General features: G+C 72.4%; 13 protein-coding genes. 11 read left to right on the forward strand and 2 right to left on the reverse strand.

Going from position 1 to position 17,498, the window contains the following annotated elements; translation table 11 throughout:
• Positions 1 to 4 precede the first annotated feature (4 nt).
• Complete coding sequence (locus CV755_RS11090; RefSeq protein ID WP_109280018.1) at positions 5 to 2,500, forward strand: acyl-CoA reductase; 2,496 nt, start codon at positions 5 to 7, stop codon at positions 2,498 to 2,500.
• A 163-nt stretch (positions 2,501 to 2,663) separates the two neighbouring features.
• The gene (locus CV755_RS11095; RefSeq protein ID WP_422070533.1) at positions 2,664 to 3,908 is read left to right on the forward strand and encodes a macrolide family glycosyltransferase; all 1,245 of its coding nucleotides are present in this window, start codon (positions 2,664 to 2,666) and stop codon (positions 3,906 to 3,908) included.
• 15 nt (positions 3,909 to 3,923) lie between these two features.
• Here CV755_RS11095 and CV755_RS11100 read toward each other — a convergent pair whose 3' ends face one another.
• Complete coding sequence (locus CV755_RS11100) at positions 3,924 to 4,226, reverse strand: hypothetical protein (RefSeq protein ID WP_109280020.1); 303 nt, start codon at positions 4,224 to 4,226, stop codon at positions 3,924 to 3,926.
• 236 nt (positions 4,227 to 4,462) lie between these two features.
• Between CV755_RS11100 and CV755_RS11105 the strand changes: the two genes are divergently transcribed.
• Together CV755_RS11105 and CV755_RS11110 are read left to right on the forward strand one after the other, a co-directional pair.
• The gene (locus CV755_RS11105) at positions 4,463 to 6,025 is read left to right on the forward strand and encodes an MFS transporter (RefSeq protein ID WP_109280021.1); all 1,563 of its coding nucleotides are present in this window, start codon (positions 4,463 to 4,465) and stop codon (positions 6,023 to 6,025) included.
• 65 nt (positions 6,026 to 6,090) lie between these two features.
• Positions 6,091 to 7,041 (forward strand): GDSL-type esterase/lipase family protein, encoded by a 951-nt coding sequence (locus CV755_RS11110; RefSeq protein ID WP_241561126.1) that lies wholly within the window; start codon positions 6,091 to 6,093, stop codon positions 7,039 to 7,041.
• Between the two features lie 23 nt (positions 7,042 to 7,064).
• Here the strand turns inward: CV755_RS11110 and CV755_RS11115 are convergent, their stop codons facing one another.
• Positions 7,065 to 8,144: a PP2C family protein-serine/threonine phosphatase gene (locus CV755_RS11115; RefSeq protein ID WP_109280022.1), complete on the reverse strand. Its 1,080-nt coding sequence runs from the start codon at positions 8,142 to 8,144 to the stop codon at positions 7,065 to 7,067.
• 242 nt (positions 8,145 to 8,386) lie between these two features.
• Between CV755_RS11115 and CV755_RS11120 the strand changes: the two genes are divergently transcribed.
• From CV755_RS11120 to CV755_RS11150, 7 genes are all read left to right on the forward strand, one after another.
• The gene (locus CV755_RS11120) at positions 8,387 to 9,421 is read left to right on the forward strand and encodes a zinc-binding dehydrogenase (protein ID WP_109280023.1); all 1,035 of its coding nucleotides are present in this window, start codon (positions 8,387 to 8,389) and stop codon (positions 9,419 to 9,421) included.
• 76 nt (positions 9,422 to 9,497) lie between these two features.
• Complete coding sequence (locus CV755_RS11125) at positions 9,498 to 9,839, forward strand: hypothetical protein (RefSeq protein WP_109280024.1); 342 nt, start codon at positions 9,498 to 9,500, stop codon at positions 9,837 to 9,839.
• Positions 9,840 to 9,936: 97 nt separating this feature from the next.
• The gene (locus CV755_RS11130; RefSeq protein ID WP_109280025.1) at positions 9,937 to 10,644 is read left to right on the forward strand and encodes a response regulator transcription factor; all 708 of its coding nucleotides are present in this window, start codon (positions 9,937 to 9,939) and stop codon (positions 10,642 to 10,644) included.
• Between the two features lie 71 nt (positions 10,645 to 10,715).
• The gene (locus CV755_RS11135) at positions 10,716 to 12,029 is read left to right on the forward strand and encodes a HAMP domain-containing sensor histidine kinase (RefSeq protein ID WP_193553393.1); all 1,314 of its coding nucleotides are present in this window, start codon (positions 10,716 to 10,718) and stop codon (positions 12,027 to 12,029) included.
• A gap of 84 nt (positions 12,030 to 12,113) precedes the next feature.
• Positions 12,114 to 12,656, forward strand: coding sequence for a flagellar hook-length control protein (locus CV755_RS11140; RefSeq protein ID WP_109280026.1), 543 nt, complete (start codon positions 12,114 to 12,116; stop codon positions 12,654 to 12,656).
• 126 nt (positions 12,657 to 12,782) lie between these two features.
• A complete protein-coding gene (locus CV755_RS11145) occupies positions 12,783 to 14,915 on the forward strand; it encodes a glycoside hydrolase (RefSeq protein ID WP_109280027.1) in 2,133 nt (710 codons plus the stop codon).
• A gap of 111 nt (positions 14,916 to 15,026) precedes the next feature.
• Entirely contained in the window at positions 15,027 to 17,498 is a 2,472-nt protein-coding gene (locus tag CV755_RS11150) for a glycoside hydrolase family 15 protein (protein ID WP_109280028.1), read from the forward strand.

The following is a 17,498-nucleotide window of genomic DNA, read 5'->3' on the forward strand; positions in this document are numbered from 1 at the left end:
AGCCGTGTTCGCCAACACCCAACCCCACTACTGGCAGGGCTCGTTCATCGGTGACGAGGAGGCCGGGCGGCGCCTGGCCGAGCTGCCCGGGCTCGTCGGACAGGCCCTGGCCACCCCGCTGGAGACCGAGACCGTACTGGCCGCCTGCGACCGGCTGGCCACCGCGCTGAGCGACCCCGCGCACCCCACCCACACCGCGCTCGCCGCCCAGGTGCCCGCGGGCGAGGATGCCACCGCCCTGCTGGCCGAACTGGGGGCCTTCCTCAGCCGGGCCGAACTCACCCGCAAGCTCCGCCGGGAGCTGGGCTCCACCGCGCCCCAGCGGCTCAGCCGCCCGGACGCCAGGGAGACCGTCTACGAGGCCTGGGCCCCGGTCGGCCTGGTCGCCCATATCGCCCCCGGCAACGCCGCCACGGTGGCGCCCCTCAGCCTGGTCGAGGGACTGCTCTCCGGAAATGTCAACATCCTCAAGACCAGCAGCTCCGACGGCCTGCTGGCCCAGCATCTGCTGGCCGCGCTCGCCGAGGCGGACCCCTCGGGAGCCATCGCCGAGCGGGTGATCGTGCTGCGCTTCTCCTCCGCCCGCCAGGACTGGCTGCGGCTGATGTGCGCCCCCGCCGACGCGGTGGCGGTCTGGGGCGGCGAGGCCGCGGTGGAGGGCATCGCCGCCCATGTGCCGCCGGGCTGCCGGCTGGTGGAGTGGGGACACAAGATCTCCTTCGCCTATCTCACCGCGGAGGCCTGGGAGGAGGAGGCCACCCTCACCGCCCTGGCCGCCGATATCTGCCTGCTGGAACAGCAGGCCTGCTCCAGCCCCCAGGTGGTCTATCTGGACACCGAGGACGAGGAGCGGCTCTTCGCCTTCGCCGGGCGGCTGGCCCGGGCGCTGGCCCAGGTTCCGCCCGCGGCCGGCCAGGAGCTGGACCTGGCCGAGGAGGCCGAGCTCAGCACCACCGAGCTGCTGGCCCGGCTGGAGGAACACCTGGGCCTGACCCGGGTGTTCGCCGCCGAGGACGGCTCCTGGCGGGTGATGGCCGACACCCGCTCCGCGCTCACCGCCTCACCCCTGCACCGCAGCGTCTGGGTCAAGCCGCTGCCGCGCAAGCACGTCCTGGCCACCCTGCGCCCCATGCGCCGCTATCTGCAGACGGCCGCCATCGGCGGCAGCCGGGCGGACATCGCCGAGCTCTCCCGCACCGTGCTGGCGGCCGGCGTCACCCGGGTCACCCCGCTCGGCGAGATGCTGGCCAGTTACCCGGGTGAACCGCATGACGGCGTCTATGCCCTGCAGCGCTACAGCCGCCGGGTGGCCGTCCGCGCCGATGCCCGTTTCAATACCACGGCCTGCCTGGACGACCTGGTGAGCGTCCCCCGATTCCCGCCGCCCACGGGCGGGTTGCTGGACAAGGCGGCCGTCCAGGAGCTCAACCGGCAGCTGGACCGGGCCGATGCCGAGCTGTATGTCCGCAGCGGCGGCAGCACCGGCACCCCCGCCCTGTCGCTGTACACCTGGGAGGACTATGACACCCAGATGCACGCGGCCGCCCGGGGCCTGCTGGCCGCGGGCTACGACCCGGCCGCCGACCGCACCGCCAACCTCTTCTACTGCGGCGGGATGTACGGCAGCTTCTTCAGCTTCTTCTCCATCCTGGAGCGGCTGGGCGGTGTCCAGATACCGATGGCCGCGAGCCCGGACCACCGGGCCGTGGCCGAGGCCCTGGCCGCCCATGAGGTGGACACCCTCTTCGGCATGCCCTCCTACCTCTGGCAACTGCTCCACGACCAGCGGGAGTTGCTGCTCTCCTACGGCGGGCTGCGCAAGATCTACTACGGCGGGGAGCACTTCACCGCCGAGCAGCGCCGCACCCTGACCGAGACCTTCGGCATCGAGGTGGTGCACTCCATCACCTATGGCAGCGCCGACCTGGGCCCGCTGGGCTACCAGTGCGCCGAGTCCACCGGCAGCGTGCACCATCTGCACGCCGATCTGCACACCCTGGAGATCCTGGAACCGGATGCCGACCGCCCGGTCCGGCCCGGGGAGACCGGCCGCCTGGTGTTCACCACCCGGGCCCGGCGCGGCCAGCGCCTGGACCGCTATGTCATCGGCGACCTGGGCCGCGCCCTGCCCGGACCCTGCCCCTGCGGCAACCTGGCCCCGCGCTTCGAGCTGCTGGGCAGGGTGGGCGATGTGGTGCGGGTGGCGACGTACTTCCTCAACTACCGCCGCTTCACCGCCATCGCCGAGGAACACTGCCGCTACAGCGGGGAGTTGCAGCTGCTGCTGGGCCATGACGGCAGCCGGGAGCTGCTGACCGTCCGGATGGAGCCCACGGACACCGAGGCGGCGCGGGCCGCGTTCCTCGCCCACTACCCGGAGCTGCGCTCGGCGGTGACGGAGCAGCTGCTGGAGTTCCGGGTGGAGCGGTCGGGGCGGGACGGGTTCCTGCGGACCGCTTCCAGCGGCAAGTTGCGGACGGTGGTGGACGAGCGGGTGTGAGCGGTGCCCCGGCGGGGAGGGGGCATTGCGGGGTGCGGGTGCGCTGTGGCTGGTCGCGCCCACGCGGCGGAGCCGCATGACGCAGCTGCCCCGCGCCCCTTACGGGGCACCGGCATTGGCCGAATCCGGATCCCCTTCCCGCCGGGGCGCGACATGATCAAGGGTGACGCTTCGGACCTCACCCATACCCCGGAGGAGCACCGTGCCCCGTCCCGCGCATATCGCGATCGTCTCCATCCCCGCCTTCGGTCATGTCTATCCCGCCCTCGCCCTGGTCCAAGAGCTGGTTGCCCGTGGGCACCGGGTCAGTTATGTCAACGCCCCCTGGATAGCGCCGGTCATCGAGCCGACCGGCGCGGACTTCATCCCTTACGACACGGTGGTGTCACTGGACCCCAAGGCCATGCTCGCGGACCGGGTCGCCGCGATGAATCTGTTCCTGACGGATGCCATACGGCAACTCCCCCAGCTGCACGCGGCCTTCGCGGAGGACCGGCCCGATGTGGTGCTGTACGACCATGGCAGCTTCGGCGCCCGGGTGCTGGCCGAACAGCTGGGCATACCGGCTGTTCAGCTGGCGGCCAGCTATGTCCCCTGGAAGGGCGCCGTGGAGGACGGGGTGCCCGTCTTCGGCATCCTGCCGCCGATGCCCGGCGCCGAGGAATACTACGAGCGGTTCGCCAAGTGGCTCCAGGACAGCGGCATCACCGCCGAGGACGGCGGCGCGCCCGACCCCAGGGAGTTCGTCACCCGGGCCGGGCGCGTCCTGTCCATGGCCGCGCCGGTGATGCAGCCGCACCCGGACCGGGTGGACCAGGAGCTGGTCACCCATGTCGGCCCCTGCCTCGGTGACCGTTCCGCGCAGGGGAGTTGGCAGCGGCCCGCCCAGGCGGAGAAGCTTCTGCTGGTCTCCTTCGGCTCGGTCTTCACCGACCGGCCGGACTTCTACCGGGAGTGCCTGCTCGCCTTCGGCGGCCTGCCGGGCTGGCATGTGGTGCTCCAGACCGGCAAGCTGGTGGACCGGGCCGCGCTCGGCCGGATTCCGGACAACATCGAAGTGCACTCCTGGGTGCCGCAGTTGGCCGTGCTGGAGCAGGCGGACGCCTTTGTCACCCATGGCGGCATGGGTGGCGTCAACGAGGGGCTCTACTGCGGGGTTCCCATGATCGCCGTACCGCAGGCGGCCGACCAGTTCATCAACGCCGACAGACTGGCCGAACTCGGCGTGGGTCGGCGCATCGACACCGAGGAGGCCACCGCGGAGCGGCTGCGCACCGCGCTGCTGGAGCTCACCGCCGATCCCCGGGTCGCCGAGCGGCTGGCCGGCATCCGCCGGGAGCTGCGCCAACTGGGCGGCACGGCGCGGGCCGCCGACCTGGTGGAGGCGTACCTCCCCGGACACCGCTGAGCCGCGGCCGGGACGTCAGCCGTCGGGGTTGGCCTCCAGGCAGGTCAACTCGATGTCGTCGATGACCGCTTCATGGGTCTTGCCGGTGAGCATGGCCACATTCTCGATGCCCACCGCCATCCAGCCGGTGAGACTCATCACCAGCACCCGCAGCCCGTCCGGGCCGTGCCTGGCCAGCACCTCGTCGGCCACATACAGGGCTTCCTCCGGCACCCGCTCGGCGGGTTCGAGGCCCACCACCGTGCGCATCAGACCGATCGTGACCCGGGAGATCTCCGGTGCGATCGCCCTGAGCCGCCGGTCCTCTTCCTCGTCCACGCCGTTCTCCCTGTCACCGGTTGTGTGGGCAGCACGCTAGGGCAGGCGGTGGGGGCGGGGCGGTGGTTGCCCGGTATTGACCACCATCGGTCGGGTGCGGTGTTGACAACCTGACGGGCGTCAACTACCGGGCGAACCGGGCGGTTTACCGCCAAGCGGGGGTGGCGTTTAGCTTTTTCGTGGGGATTCACCCGGCTTGGACGGCCCGTTCCTCCGTCACGGGGTAGGCAAGCGCCATGCCCGAACCCCTCCCCGTCCCCCGGCCCACGGTCTCCGTACGCCGCCGGTGGGCCGCCACGGTCACCGCCTGCCTGGGGCTGTTCCTGCTCGGGCTGGACCTCACCGTGCTCAATGTGGCCGTGCCCGAGCTGCGTGACGATCTCAACGCCTCGATGCGGCAGACGGAATGGATCGTGGACGCCTATTCGCTGGTGCTGGGCGGAACCGTGCTGTCGGTGGGCGCGGTCACCGACCGGCTGGGACGGCGGCGGGCCTTTGTCGGCGGTCTCTGCGGCTGCGGCGTGGCCTCGGTGTTCGGCGCGCTGGCCGGTGCCCCTGGGCAGGTGATCGCGGCACGGGCCGGGATGGGGGCGGGGGCCGCGCTGCTGATGCCCGCCACCTTGTCCATCATCACCGGGCTGTTCCCGGAGCCCGGCCCGCGGGCCCGGGCCATCGCGCTGTGGGCCGCCGTCGGCGGTCTGGGCGGTGCCTGCGGGCCGTTGACCGGCGGCTGGCTGGTCACCCACTTCTCCTGGCGGGCGGCGTTCTGGGTCAATGTCCCCTGTGCCCTCACGGCCGTGGTGCTGGCACTCTGGCTGGTGCCGGCCACCCGGCGCGCCCGGGGCGGGCGGCTGGACCTGCCCGGGGCAGCGCTCTCGGCCGCCGGTCTGCTGGCACTGGTCTGGGGGATCATCGAAAGCCCCAGCCGGGGCTGGACCAGTCCGCTGGTGCTCGCCGTGTTCTCGCTGGCAGCCCTGCTGCTGGCGGCCTTCGCCGAGCGCGAGCGCCGGGCCCGGGCCCCCATGCTCCCGCTGGAGCTGCTGGGGCACCCCAGGGTCAGCGTGGCCGCCGGTGCGCTGGCGCTGATGTCCTTCGCCCTGTTCGGGGCGCTGTTTGTGGTCACCCTCTATCTCCAGGGGGTGCTCGGCTATTCGCCGTGGCAGGCCGGGATCCGTACCCTGCCCTTGCCCGGAGCGCTGAGCGCGGGGGCCCTGCTGGCCACCTGGCCGGCCCCCCGCCGGGGCGAGAAGACCACCCTGCTGCTGGGACTGGGCGTGGTGGTGGCCGGTTTTGTGATCCTGGCCGGCACCCGGACCGGCTCCGGGTACGGGCGGCTGGCCGCCTTCCAGGCGGTCGCGGGGCTGGGCGCCGGGCTGATGGCGCCCACCGCCACCGCCGCGGTGCTGGACGCGGTGCCGCTCAGCCGGCCCGGTCTTGGCTCTGCCATCAATGACGCCACCCGGCAGGTGGGGTCCACGCTGGGGGTGGCGGTCCAGGGTTCGGTGCTGGCCGCCGCGTACACCGGGCGGATGAACGACGCCCTGGCCCGGGCCCATGCCCCGGCGGCCCTGTCCCCGGCCGCCGACAATGTGCTGGCCGCCAACACCGCGGCCAGCCATCTCCCGCCGGCGGCAAGCCAGTTGCTGCTGCACAGCGCGGAGAACGCCTTTGTCACCGGCCTGACCCGCACGGCCGTGGTGGCCGGGCTGGTGACGCTGGCCGCCGCGGCGGTCACCTGGCGCTGGCTGCCCGCGCCCGGCAGGGCGACGGCCGCCGGTGAGCCGATCGCCTCCCCATGACCCGCCCGGCTCCCCGCGGTCTGGTACGGCCATTAAGGTGAGGTGATCATTCCGCAAGAAAGGCCATGGCACCCACGGTGACCGAATCCCGTCCGCACACCCTGTTCTCCTTCGGCACCCTGCTGGACCCCCGGGTCCAGACCGCGCTTTTCGGCCGGCCCGTGCCCAGTTCGCCGGCGTCCCTGGCCGGCCATGCCACCCGGCCCCTGACCATCACCGACCCGTCCGTGATCGCCACCAGCGGCCAGGAGGTGCATCTGACCCTGGAGCGCCGGATCGGCTCCACGGTCGAGGGCGGTGTACTGCACCTCACCGACCGCGAACTCGCGGCCGCCGACGACTACGAGGTGGACGACTATGTCCGGCGGCGGGTGCTGCTCTCCTCCGGGGAGAGCGCCTGGGCCTATCTGGACGCCCGGCCGCTGCGCCCGGCGGCGCGCATGGTGATAGCCGGCGACAGCATCGCCTATGGCCGCTGCGATCCGCGGGGCGGCTGGGCGGCCCGGCTGGCGGCCGGGCATATCGCCCGCAATGAGGCCGAGCACCGGGTGTTCAACCTCGCCATCCCCGGCAGCACCCTGACCGATGTCAGGGAACAGACGCCCGCGCTGCTCGGCCCCCGCCACCCGGACACCATCCTGCTGGCCGCCGGAATCAACGACTCCGCCGTGCCGCTCGCCGCTCCGGATCCCGCCCAGGACGGGCTGAGCTGTCTCGGGGACAACCTCGCCGCGCTGGCCGCCATGGCCCTGAGCCACAATGCGCGCCTGGTCGTCGCCGGACCGGCCTGGCTGGACGAGACCCGCACCGGCGACTACGAGGGCCTGTGCTTCACCCGGGACCGGGCGCTGGCCCTGCGCGAGTCGATGCGCACCTGGTGCGCGGAGCACCACATCGACTACCTGGACCTGTGGGAGCCGCTGCGCGACCGCGCCGACCTGCTCGTGGACGGGCTGCACCCCGACGCCGAGGGACACCGGCTGCTGCACGGCCACCTGGAGGCCATCGGCCGCTGAGCACGCCGCCGCGGGCCACGCCCTTACCGGAGGCGGGTGATGGCCAGCATGGCCATATCGTCGTCCCGTGGCCCGCCGGTCCACTGCCCCACATCGCTCACCAGCGCCGCCACCACCTCCTCCGGCCGCCGGAACGGACCCCGCCCGGCGATCCGGACCGCCGGATCGTAGAAGGTTCCGGAGCGGTTACGGGCCTCGGTCACCCCGTCGGTGACCAGCAGCAGCGTGGCGCCGGCCGGGAACGGCCAGTCCTTGGGCTCCGCCTGGGGCACTCCCAGGACGCTCATGGCCAGCGGGAGGCCGGGCTCGCCGGGGTCCAGCGGGGTGACCCGGCCGCCCTCCAGGAGGTAGGGGAAGGGGTGGCCGCAGTTGAGCAGCCGCACCCGGTCCCCGTCCGGGGTGATCTCGCCGAGTACGGCCGTGACAAAGCCCTCCAGCCGGACGTCCTCCTCCCGCCGGGCGGCCTCCCTCAGCAGGGCCCGTTCCAGGTGCCCGGCCAGGCCGGCCAGGCCGGGCACCGTGTCCGCCGCCTCGCGGAAGGTCCCCAGCAGCACCGAGACCACCCCTACCGCGCCCAGCCCCTTGCCCCGGACATCCGCGATCAGCAGCCGCGTGCCGTAGGGGGTCTCCTGTACGGCATAGGCGTCGCCGCCGATCAGGGTCTCGATCTGGGCAGCCTTGTAGACGGCGGCTACGGCCAGCGGGCCGACGGCCGAGGGCGGTGCGGGCAGTACCGCGCGCTGGGCGGCCTCCGCCACGGACCGCATCGCCTCCAGCCGCCGCCCATGGGCGGCGATCACCCGGTTGACGCCCAGGCCGACCAGGGCGGTGAACACCGCGTTGGCCAGGCTGAGGGTGCCGGCCGGATGCCCGAAATAGCCGTCGTTGATGGTCAGTGCCAGCTCGGCCAGCACAATGGCGGCCGCGGTGGCGAGGGTGTACCCCAGCGAGAACAGCGCCCCGGCCACCACCACGGCGGCCGCCAGCATGGGATCTCCCCAGTACTCCCGGGGGGAGAGGACGTTCCACAGGGTCCCGCCCAGGACCAGCAGGGCGGGTGCGGACAAGGCGTACCGGGGCCACTCCGTGGAGGAAGCATCCATCCGCGCCCCGATCCCGATCGACCGACTTACGCCCGGAAAGCGATCATATGCACCGTCCTGCCCGGCTCGCGAGGGCTCATTCGGCGCCGGACAATTGCAGTGGCAAGGGGATTCTCCGCGAGCGCGGCCGACGGCCCACCGAGGAGGAGAGCCCCGGGGGAAGGCCCCGGCGAGGGCGGCGGCCCGCGGACCGAGTGCGGCGGGCCAGTGACCGACGAGCGACTCCGGAACGGGCAAGTGCTATGCGAGCGACGCTGATCTACGGTGCCGGGGACATCCGGGTGGAGGACGTCCCCTATCCGCGGGTGCAGGACCCCACCGACGCGGTGGTGCGGGTGGTGCGTTCCTGTATTTGCGGAAGTGATCTATGGCCCTATGGGTCCCGGCCGGCCACCGAGCAGGGCGACCGCATCGGCCATGAGTTTCTGGGCGTGGTGGAGGAGACCGGCCCGGAGGTGTCCCGGGTGCGGCCCGGTGACCTGGTGGTCGCCCCCCTCGCCTATGCGGACAACACCTGTGTGTTCTGCCGCGAGGGCCTGCACACCTCCTGCCCGCGCGGCGGGTTCTGGGGCGCCGACGGTGTGGACGGCGGCCAGGGCGAGGCGGTACGGGCGCCCCTGGCCGACGGCACCCTGGTGAAGCTGCCGGTCGGCGAGGACTCGGAGCTGCTGCCCTCGCTGCTCACCCTGTCCGATGTGTTCTGCACCGGCCATCACTGCGCGGTCACCGCCGGAGTGGATATGCGCACCACGGTGACGGTCATCGGGGACGGCGCCGTCGGACTGTGCGCGGTGCTGGCCGCCCGGCGGCTGGGCGCCGAACGGATCGTGCTGATGGGGCGCCACCGGCAACGCACCGCGCTGGGCCGCGAGTTCGGGGCCACCGATGTCGTCCCGGAACGCGGTGCCGAAGGCGTCGCCCGGGCAAGGGAGTTGACCGGCGGTGAAGGCACCCACACGGTACTGGAGTGCGTCGGCACCAGGCCCGCCCCGGAGATGGCCTTCGGTGCGGTACGGGACGGCGGCACGGTCAGCCGGGTCGGGGTCCCGCAGTACGAGGAGGGGCCCATCGGACCGGAGATGTTCCGGCGCAATCTCACCCTCACCGGCGGCGTGGCACCGGCCCGCGGCTATATCGAGGAGCTGCTGCCGGACGTTCTGGACGGTGTCATCGAGCCCGGCCGGGTCTTCGACCGCACGGTGGGACTCGATGAAGTCCCCGACGGCTACCGGGCGATGGCCGCCCGCGAGGCGCTCAAGGTGCTGATTGCGCCTTAGGGCGCCCCATGAGAGGCGCGGGGCTCGCCGTGTCGCCCCACTCAAACGCAATTCGAACGGGAGTATCATTCCGGCCGTGGCTGAAACGTATGACTTCCCCGCCGACCTGCGCGCTGCCCAGCAGGAGCTCCACCGGGTCAACGCCGAGCTGGCCGCGCTGCTGCGTGCCCTGCCCTGGTCGGTGGAGCCGCATCCCGGGTGGCGGGATCCCGCCGACAAATGGCATCCCACCGAGCGGCCGGCCAGTCCCGGATGGACCGAGGAGGAGCGGCGGCAGGTGGCCGAGCTGCGGGCCAGGGCCCTGGAGCTGAGCATCGAGGTGTCCTGTCATTCCTGGTGGGCCACGCTGTCCGGGGAGACCACCATCGCCGCCCGCATGGCCCTGAAGCACCTCGGGGAGCAGGAGCCCGCGGACTGATCCGGCGGCGAGTCTGCGAAGGTTGATCACCAGCCCTCTGGTTGACCGCCAACCAGAGGGCTGACCGCAAACCCATTCGCAGCGAGAGGCTCCACCCGTGCCAGGCACCCCCTCCACCGCGCCGGAATCGTCCGTACTGGTCGTGGACGACGACCCCGAGGTACGGGCGGCCGTGGTCGATGGTCTGTCCATCGAGGGCTACACCGTGCGCGCCGCCGCCGACGGCCTGCAGGCCCTGTCCGCGGTCGCCGCGGATCCGCCCGCGGCGATCGTGCTCGATCTGGCCATGCCGGTCCTGGACGGCCTGGCCGTCTGCCGGCGGCTGCGGGAGGTCGGGAACCGTACGCCGGTTCTGGTGCTCACCGCCCGTGACGCGGTGTCCGACCGGGTCGCCGGCCTGGACGCGGGCGCGGACGACTATCTGGTCAAGCCCTTCGCCCTGGACGAGCTGCTGGCCAGGGTGCGGGCCCTGCTGCGGCGCGCGGCGCCCGCCGAACCGGAGAGCGAGCTGCTGTCCTTCGCCGATCTGCGCATGGATCCGCGTACCCGCACCGGTGAACGGGGCGGTGTGGCGCTGGAGTTCACCCGCACCGAGTGCACCCTGCTGGAACTGTTCCTGCGCCACCCGGGGCAGGTGCTGCCCCGGGAGATGATCCAGGAGCGGGTCTGGGGCGCCGACTTCGGCCCGGAGTCCAACTCCCTTGCCGTGTACGTGGGTTATCTGCGCCGGAAGCTGGAGAGCGGCGGGGGAGGCCGGCTGCTGCACACCGTGCACGGCATCGGCTACCGGCTGGCGGAGCGGTGAGCCCCCGGGCCCACGGGCCGCTGGCCCGGCTGCCGCTGCGCGGGCGGCTCGCCCTGATCACCTCGGCGGCCATGGCCGTGGTGGCGCTGGGCGCGCTGGCCGCCGCCTATGTGGTCATCCGCTATGAGCTGGGCCGCCAGCTGGACCTCCAGCTCAAACAGCAGGCCGGATTGGCCGCCCAGCAGAGCTGGGGCCATAGGACCGGGGTGCTCTACGGGGAGTGCGACTGGCTGGTCTCCCCCGCCTGTGCGCAGATCGTCCCGGCCGATCCGGCCGCGCCGGGCCAGCGCGGGCTGGTGCTGCCGGTCACCGGGGCCACCCGGAAGGTGGCGGCGGGCACCCTGGGCCCGTACTACAGCGATATCGACCTGCGGGGCCACGCCATGCGGATGTACACCGCCCCGCTGCGGGAACACCGTGCCCTGCAGGTGGCGATCCGCTCGGACACCGTGGACCAGGGCGTGGAGCAGGCCGGGCTGCTGCTGGGGGCGGTCGGCGGCGGCGGGGTGCTGCTGGCGGCCGGGCTGGGCTATTTCGCCTCCCGCGCCTCGCTGCGCCCGGTGACCCGGCTCACCGCCACCGCCGAGCGCATCGCCGCCACCCGCGACCCGGCGCACCGTATTGAGCTGCCGCCCCATGAGACGCGCCGCCAGGACGAGATCACCAGCCTGGCGGCCAGCTTCAACACCATGCTGGGCGAGCTGGAGGAGTCGGTGGCCGCCCAGCGCCGGCTGGTGGCGGACGCCTCCCATGAGCTGCGCACTCCGCTCACCGCCCTGCGCACCAATGTGGAACTGCTGGCCCGCGCCGAGCGGTTGTCGCCGGAGCAGCGCGAACGGGCGTCCGGGGCGCTGGGCCGTCAGCTGCGCGAGGTGACGGGGCTGGTCAACGATCTGATCGAGCTGGCGAGGGACGAGGAGCCGCGGCAGCTGGTGGAACCGGTGCGGCTGGGCCCGCTGGCCGAGCGCTGTGTGACGGACGCCCGCGGGCACTGGCCCGAGGCGGTGTTCAGCTGTGCGGTGGCGGCGGAGGTCACGGTGCCCGGGGTACCGGCCCGGCTGGCCCGGCTGCTGTCCAATCTGCTGGACAACGCGGCCAAGTTCAGCCCGCCCGGTGCGCCGGTGGAGGTCCGTCTGGTCCGGGAGGAGGGCTACGCCGAACTGAGTGTCCGTGACCACGGCCCGGGGATCTCCGAGCAGGACCTGCCCTATGTCTTCGACCGCTTCTACCGCTCCCACCAGGCCCGTGCCCTGCCCGGATCCGGCCTGGGGCTGGCCATGGCGCGGCAGATCGCCCGGGCGCACGGCGCGGAACTGACCGCGGAACGGGCGGAGCCGGGCGGGGCGCGCTTCCGGCTGCGTTTCCGACTGCCGGACGAGGGCTGAGGGATTGTCCGGATCCCGGCTGTGAAGAAAGCGTGAAGGGCGCACACAATGCCCGTCCCGAGCCCTCTCCAGTGAGGATCCGCCATGCGCTTCTCCCAGCTCGCTTCGCTGGCCGGCGCGGCCGCCCTGGCCGCCACCGCGCTCCTGGCCGCGCCGGCCGGCGCCGCCCCCGCCCAGCCCGCCGGTCCGGGCACTCATGCCGGGCTGACCTGGGGCAAGATGGCCGACGGCCCCGACGGCACGGTCCAGGTGGGGACCGGAAACAGCGGCAACCCCTACCAGGGCGACACCCCGGCCTCCGCCGTGCTGCCGGTGCTCTGTCTGAATGTGGACGGCAGCCCCGTCCCCGACGGGATCACCCCCGGCTTCTACGCCGGCTGGGCCCAGGGCACGGTGGCCGCCAGCAGACCCGTACGCGGCTCCCGGCTCAACAGCCTCACCGCGGCGAACAGTGTCTGCCAGGCGCAGTTCGGGGCGGGCTGGCGGATCGCCGAGTTCCATGACGGCCACTTCGGGCCCGACCTCGCCTCCACCGGCGGCTGGTCGTTCTGGGCCTACGGTGATCTGCCCGCCGGTACCCGGATGTGGACCTATATCAACGACCAGCGCGCCAATCCCTGGGACTGACCGCTGCCGCCGATCCGGCCGGGCCGGGACCCGTCTCCCCCGGCCGGACCCGGGAGTTGGGCCAGGGGCCACGAGCCGCGGGCGGATTCTTAAACACCTCTTAGAACCGCCCCATATCACTTACCCATGCACACCAGTACCCGGAGCTCATCCCACGCAGGAACATCCCGCGGCCGGCGCACCGTCCTGGTTCTCGCCATCGCCACCGCCCTGGCGGCCACCACCGTGGAGGCCGCCATCGGCGCGGCGTCCTCCGCCGGCGGCTCCGCCGCCGCTGTCACGGAGGTAAGGATCCATGACGGCCGGGTGGACATCCCGGTGCGCGGCGGCACCGCCACCATCGATCCCGCCACCCTGAAGGCCGAGGCCCGCACCGGCGACGGCCGCACCCTGCTGCTGTCCGCCCCGGCGGAGCGGTCCCCCGGCAAGCCCACCCGGCCGGACCGCACCGCCGACGGCGCCACCTGGTCGTACCCGGGCGGGCTGACGGCCAGGGCCCGCGCCGAGCACGGCCGGCTGCTGGTCACCTTCACCGCCACCGGCGGCAACTCCTCATTGCGGTGGCCGGTGACCGCCACCGGTCCGGACGCCGGGGCGATCCAGTTCCCCCGGGGCGAAGGGCTGTCCATCCCGGTCGCCGACAAGTTCTGGAACTCCGCCGACGGCGCTCTGGTGGGCGAGGAGCAGGACCTCAGCTCCGCGCTGTCCATGCCGGTCTGGGGATACTCGCGGCAGTCGGGGCAGCAGGGTGTCAGCTATATCACCCCCACCGATATCGGCTCCTCGCTGACCTTCACCTCCCAGGGCGGGCGGCTGCGGGCCACGGCTGCTCATGAGTTCGCCAGGGGAAAAGGCACCCAGGAGTACACCGTGGCCTTCTCCCTCACCGACGGCTCCCCGGTGGCCCCGGCCGTTGACTACCGCAACTGGCTCTCCGAGCACGGGCAGTTGGGCAGTCTGAGCGAGAAGATCCGCAAGAACCCGGAGACCGCCCGGCTGCTGGGCGCCTTCCACGCCTACGCCTGGGGCGGGGCGCGCAAGGCCGATGAGGTCAAGCGCCTGAAGCGGCTGGGGGTTTCCCGGCTCTGGCTCGGCTATGACGCCGATGACACGCCCATGAAGAGCGCGGACGTCAAGGCGGCCAAGGACGCCGGATATCTGGTGGGTCCATATGACTCCTACGCCAACGGGCAGGAGAAGTCGGCCGACACCCCGCCCAACTCCCGCTGGCCCGACGGTGTCTACCCGCAGTTCTGTGTACGGCGGGCCGACGGCACCCCGCAGCCCGGCTTCCACAAGAAGGGCTGCTACCTCAGCTCCCAGGCGTTCGAGCAGGCCGAGCCGGCCAAACGCTATCTGGCCGGCCGCTCCCGCTCGCTGGTGGCCAACGGCGCCAACAGCTACTTCCTGGATGTGGACGCGGCCGGCGAACTCTTCCGGGACTTCGACGACAAACACCCGATGACCATGGCCCAGGACCGCGCCAACCGGCTGGCCCGGATGAAGCGCCTGGCGGACGGCACCTACGACCCCTCGGCGAAGCAGCGCAACCCGCTGGTGCTGGGTTCGGAGGCCGCGGTCTCCTGGGCCAATGAGGTGCTGGCCTACGACCATGGTTCGGGCACTCCGGTGGACGGCCGGCTGTGGGCCATGGAGACCGGCCACTTCGACACCAGGGCCGACGAACCCAAGGACGACGACGCCTGGGGCGGTTACTCCCCCGCCGGGGCCCCGACCACCTTCTTCAAGCCGGTGCGCGTCGATGACTTCAAGCCGGAGCACCGGGCGCGGGTGGCGGCCGCCCTCAAGGCCATGTACGACCCGGCGTACCGGGTGCCGCTGTATGAAACGGCCCTGCACGGCTCGCTGGTGAACGCCGAGCGCTGGGAGCTGCCCTTCAACAAGCTCCCGGACCAGAAGCGGAACCGGGCGTTGCTGGCGATGCTCTACAACACCCCGCTGAACTTTGTGCTCAGCGACAAGGACCCGCGCAATGAGAAGAACCTGAGCGAACTGGCCGCGCTCCAGAAGCACTTCGCCCCGCTGCACCAGGCGGCGGGCACCCAGCGGCTGACCTCCTTCCGCTGGCTGACCGGCGACCACACGGTCCAGCAGACCGTCTTCGGCGACGGCACACTGACCGTCACCGCCAACTTCGGCACCCAGGCCCGCAATGGGCTGCCGGGCGGCTGTGTGGACGCCAGGCTGAAGGGACAGGCCAGGGCCCAGCGGATGTGCCCCAGCCAGGTGATCTCCTGACGGTGGCGCCATGGGGGCCTCGCGGTGACCGCGGGGCCCTTCTGCCATGGGCGGGCAGGCACAGGGCCGGGCGGTGTTGACAGGTGCACGTCGGATATTACGCTGCCCCGGATGAAAGGAAGACAGCACATCCCCTGGCACCGGACGACCTCCTGGCTCGCCGCCCTCGCGCTGACCGTCGCCGGCCTCGCGGCGACGGGGGCCCGTACGGCCGTCGCGGCACCGGCCCCGGGAGCACCCGGGGCCGCCTCGCACTGGAACGAGCCCCGGGTGGACGGCTTCGCGGACGCCCTCTCGCCCGGCTCCAAGGTCTGGTACACCCTGGGCGACGGCCAGTTGGCGAACGTCTTCCACCCCAGACCCGACAGCCCGGCCACCTTCGGGCTGAAGTTCCTGGTCACCGATGGCACCGGTTTCACCGACGACGAGGTGACCGCCACCCGGCACACCATCGCGCTCGCCGACCCGGGCGCCCTGGAGTGGCGGCAGACCAACACCGCGAACAGCGGCCGCTACCGCCTCACCAAGACCTATGTGGCCGACCCCGCCCGCTCGGTGGTGCTGGTCAGGACGACCTTCAGCAATCTCTCCGGCAACCCGCTGTCGCTCTACGCCCACTACAGCCCGGCCCTGGGCAACCAGGGGATGGGCAACACCGGGGCCACCGACGACGGTTCGGGCGCGCTGGCCGCGTCCAATGGCCCGGAGGCCAGCGCCCTGGCCGCCTCCACCGGCTTCAGCGCCACCTCCACCGGCTATGCGGGCACTCCAGGCGACGGCGAGCGGCAGCTGGCCACCGGCCACGCCCTGAGCACCGACCGGCAGAGCGCCGAGACGCCCGGGCATATCACCCAGACCGCCCGTATCCCGGTGGCCGAGCACGGCTCCACCACCTTCACCCTGGCGCTGGGCTTCAACTCCAGCCGCCAGGCGGCAGTTTCGGACACCCTGGCCTCGCTGCGCGCCGGATTCGCCGGCGCGGAGGCGTCCTTCCGGGCCGGCTGGCACTCCTGGCTGTCCCGGCTGCACGCGCCGCCCTCCTCGGTGAGCGGGGACGCCCGGCTGCGCGAGCAGTACCAGGTGTCGCTGATGGAACTGAAGGCGGACGAGGACAAGACCTACCGCGGCGGCTTCGTGGCCGCACCGGTGACGCCCTGGGGCGCGGGGGTGAGCGCCGACGCCCGTGGGGCCCATGGCTACCACCTGGTGTGGACCAGGGACGAATACCAGATGGCCACGGCCCTGCTGGCGGCCGGTGACACCGCCGACGCCAATGACGCGCTGGACTACATCCTCGCCCATGAGGTGACCGCCGAGGGTTCCGTCAAACAGAACTCCTGGCTGGACGGCACCCAGGAGTGGGGCGGCACCCAGGAGGACCAGGTGGCCTTCCCGCTGATCCTGGCCTGGCAGCTGGGGCGCAAGGACGCCGCCACCTGGGCCGCGCTGCGGCCGCTGGCCGAGCACATCACCGCTCATGGCCCGGCCACCGGCCAGGAGCGCTGGGAGGAGAACGGCGGCTACTCCCCCTCCACCATGGCCGCCGAGGTGGCCGGGCTGGTCTGCGCGGCGGACCTGGCCCGGGCCAACGGGGCCAGCGCGGCGGCCGACGGCTACCTCGCCAGGGCGGACGCCATGCGGGTGGCGGTGGACGCCACCGCCTACACCACCACCGGCCCGCTCGGCAGCGGCTCGTACTATCTGCGGATCTCACCCCATGGCGACCCGGACGCCGCGGACACCGTCAATGTCGCCAATGGCGGCGGCAGTTGGGACCAGCGGGCCCTGGTGGACCAGGGGTTCCTGGAGCTGACCCGGCTGGGCGTCAAACCGGCGTCCTCCCCGCGCATCGCCGCCTCCCTGGCGGTGGTGGACGCCACCATCCGCACCACCGTGCCCGGCCAGGGCGAGTACTGGGGACGCTACAACCACGACGGCTATGGCGAGACCGCCGACGGCGGCGACTACACCGGCAGCGGCCTGGGGCGCCCCTGGCCCGTACTCGGCGGTGAGCGCGGCGAGTTCGCGGTACAGCGCGGAGACCTCGACGGCGCCCGGCGGATGCTCTTGGCCATGGCCGCCGCCGCCAATGACGGCCGGCAGATCTCCGAGCAGATCTGGACCGGCCCGGGACAACGTGGCTTCACCCAGGGCCGTCCGGACAACTCGGCAACCCCGCTGATGTGGGCCATGGCCCAGTACGTCCGGCTGGCCATCGACATCTCCGCCGGCCGCACCGTGGAGACCCCGGCGGTGGTCGCCCAGCGGTACGCCGGTGACAGCCCGCCCGGCAAGGTGGAGGCGGCCTTCCATGAGACGGCCGCCACCCAGTGGGGGCAGAACGTCTATGTGGTGGGCTCGGTGCCCGAGCTGGGTGCCTGGGACCCGGCGCGGGCGGTGCCGCTGTCCCCGGCCGCCTATCCCCGGTGGAGTGCCACGGTGGCCCTGCCCGCCTCGGCCACCGTCGAGTACAAGTATCTGAAGAAGAACCCCGATGGCTCCGTCAGCTGGGAGAGCGATCCCAACCGGCGCCTGGACACGGGGGTTTCGGGCCCGCTCACGGTGACGGACACCTGGCGCTGA

Source organism: Streptomyces orinoci (assembly GCF_003121295.1).
Lineage (GTDB): Bacteria > Actinomycetota > Actinomycetes > Streptomycetales > Streptomycetaceae > Streptomyces > Streptomyces orinoci.

Coding starts and splice junctions, on each gene's coding strand:
- CV755_RS11105 (WP_109280021.1), top strand. CDS start 4,463: ATGCCCGAACCCCTCCCCGTCCCCCGGCCCACGGTCTCCGTACGCCGC.
- CV755_RS11110 (WP_241561126.1), top strand. CDS start 6,091: ATGGCACCCACGGTGACCGAATCCCGTCCGCACACCCTGTTCTCCTTC.
- CV755_RS11115 (WP_109280022.1), bottom strand. CDS start 8,144: ATGGATGCTTCCTCCACGGAGTGGCCCCGGTACGCCTTGTCCGCACCC.
- CV755_RS11120 (WP_109280023.1), top strand. CDS start 8,387: ATGCGAGCGACGCTGATCTACGGTGCCGGGGACATCCGGGTGGAGGAC.
- CV755_RS11135 (WP_193553393.1), top strand. CDS start 10,716: ATGGCCGTGGTGGCGCTGGGCGCGCTGGCCGCCGCCTATGTGGTCATC.
- CV755_RS11140 (WP_109280026.1), top strand. CDS start 12,114: ATGCGCTTCTCCCAGCTCGCTTCGCTGGCCGGCGCGGCCGCCCTGGCC.
- CV755_RS11145 (WP_109280027.1), top strand. CDS start 12,783: ATGCACACCAGTACCCGGAGCTCATCCCACGCAGGAACATCCCGCGGC.
- CV755_RS11150 (WP_109280028.1), top strand. CDS start 15,027: ATGAAAGGAAGACAGCACATCCCCTGGCACCGGACGACCTCCTGGCTC.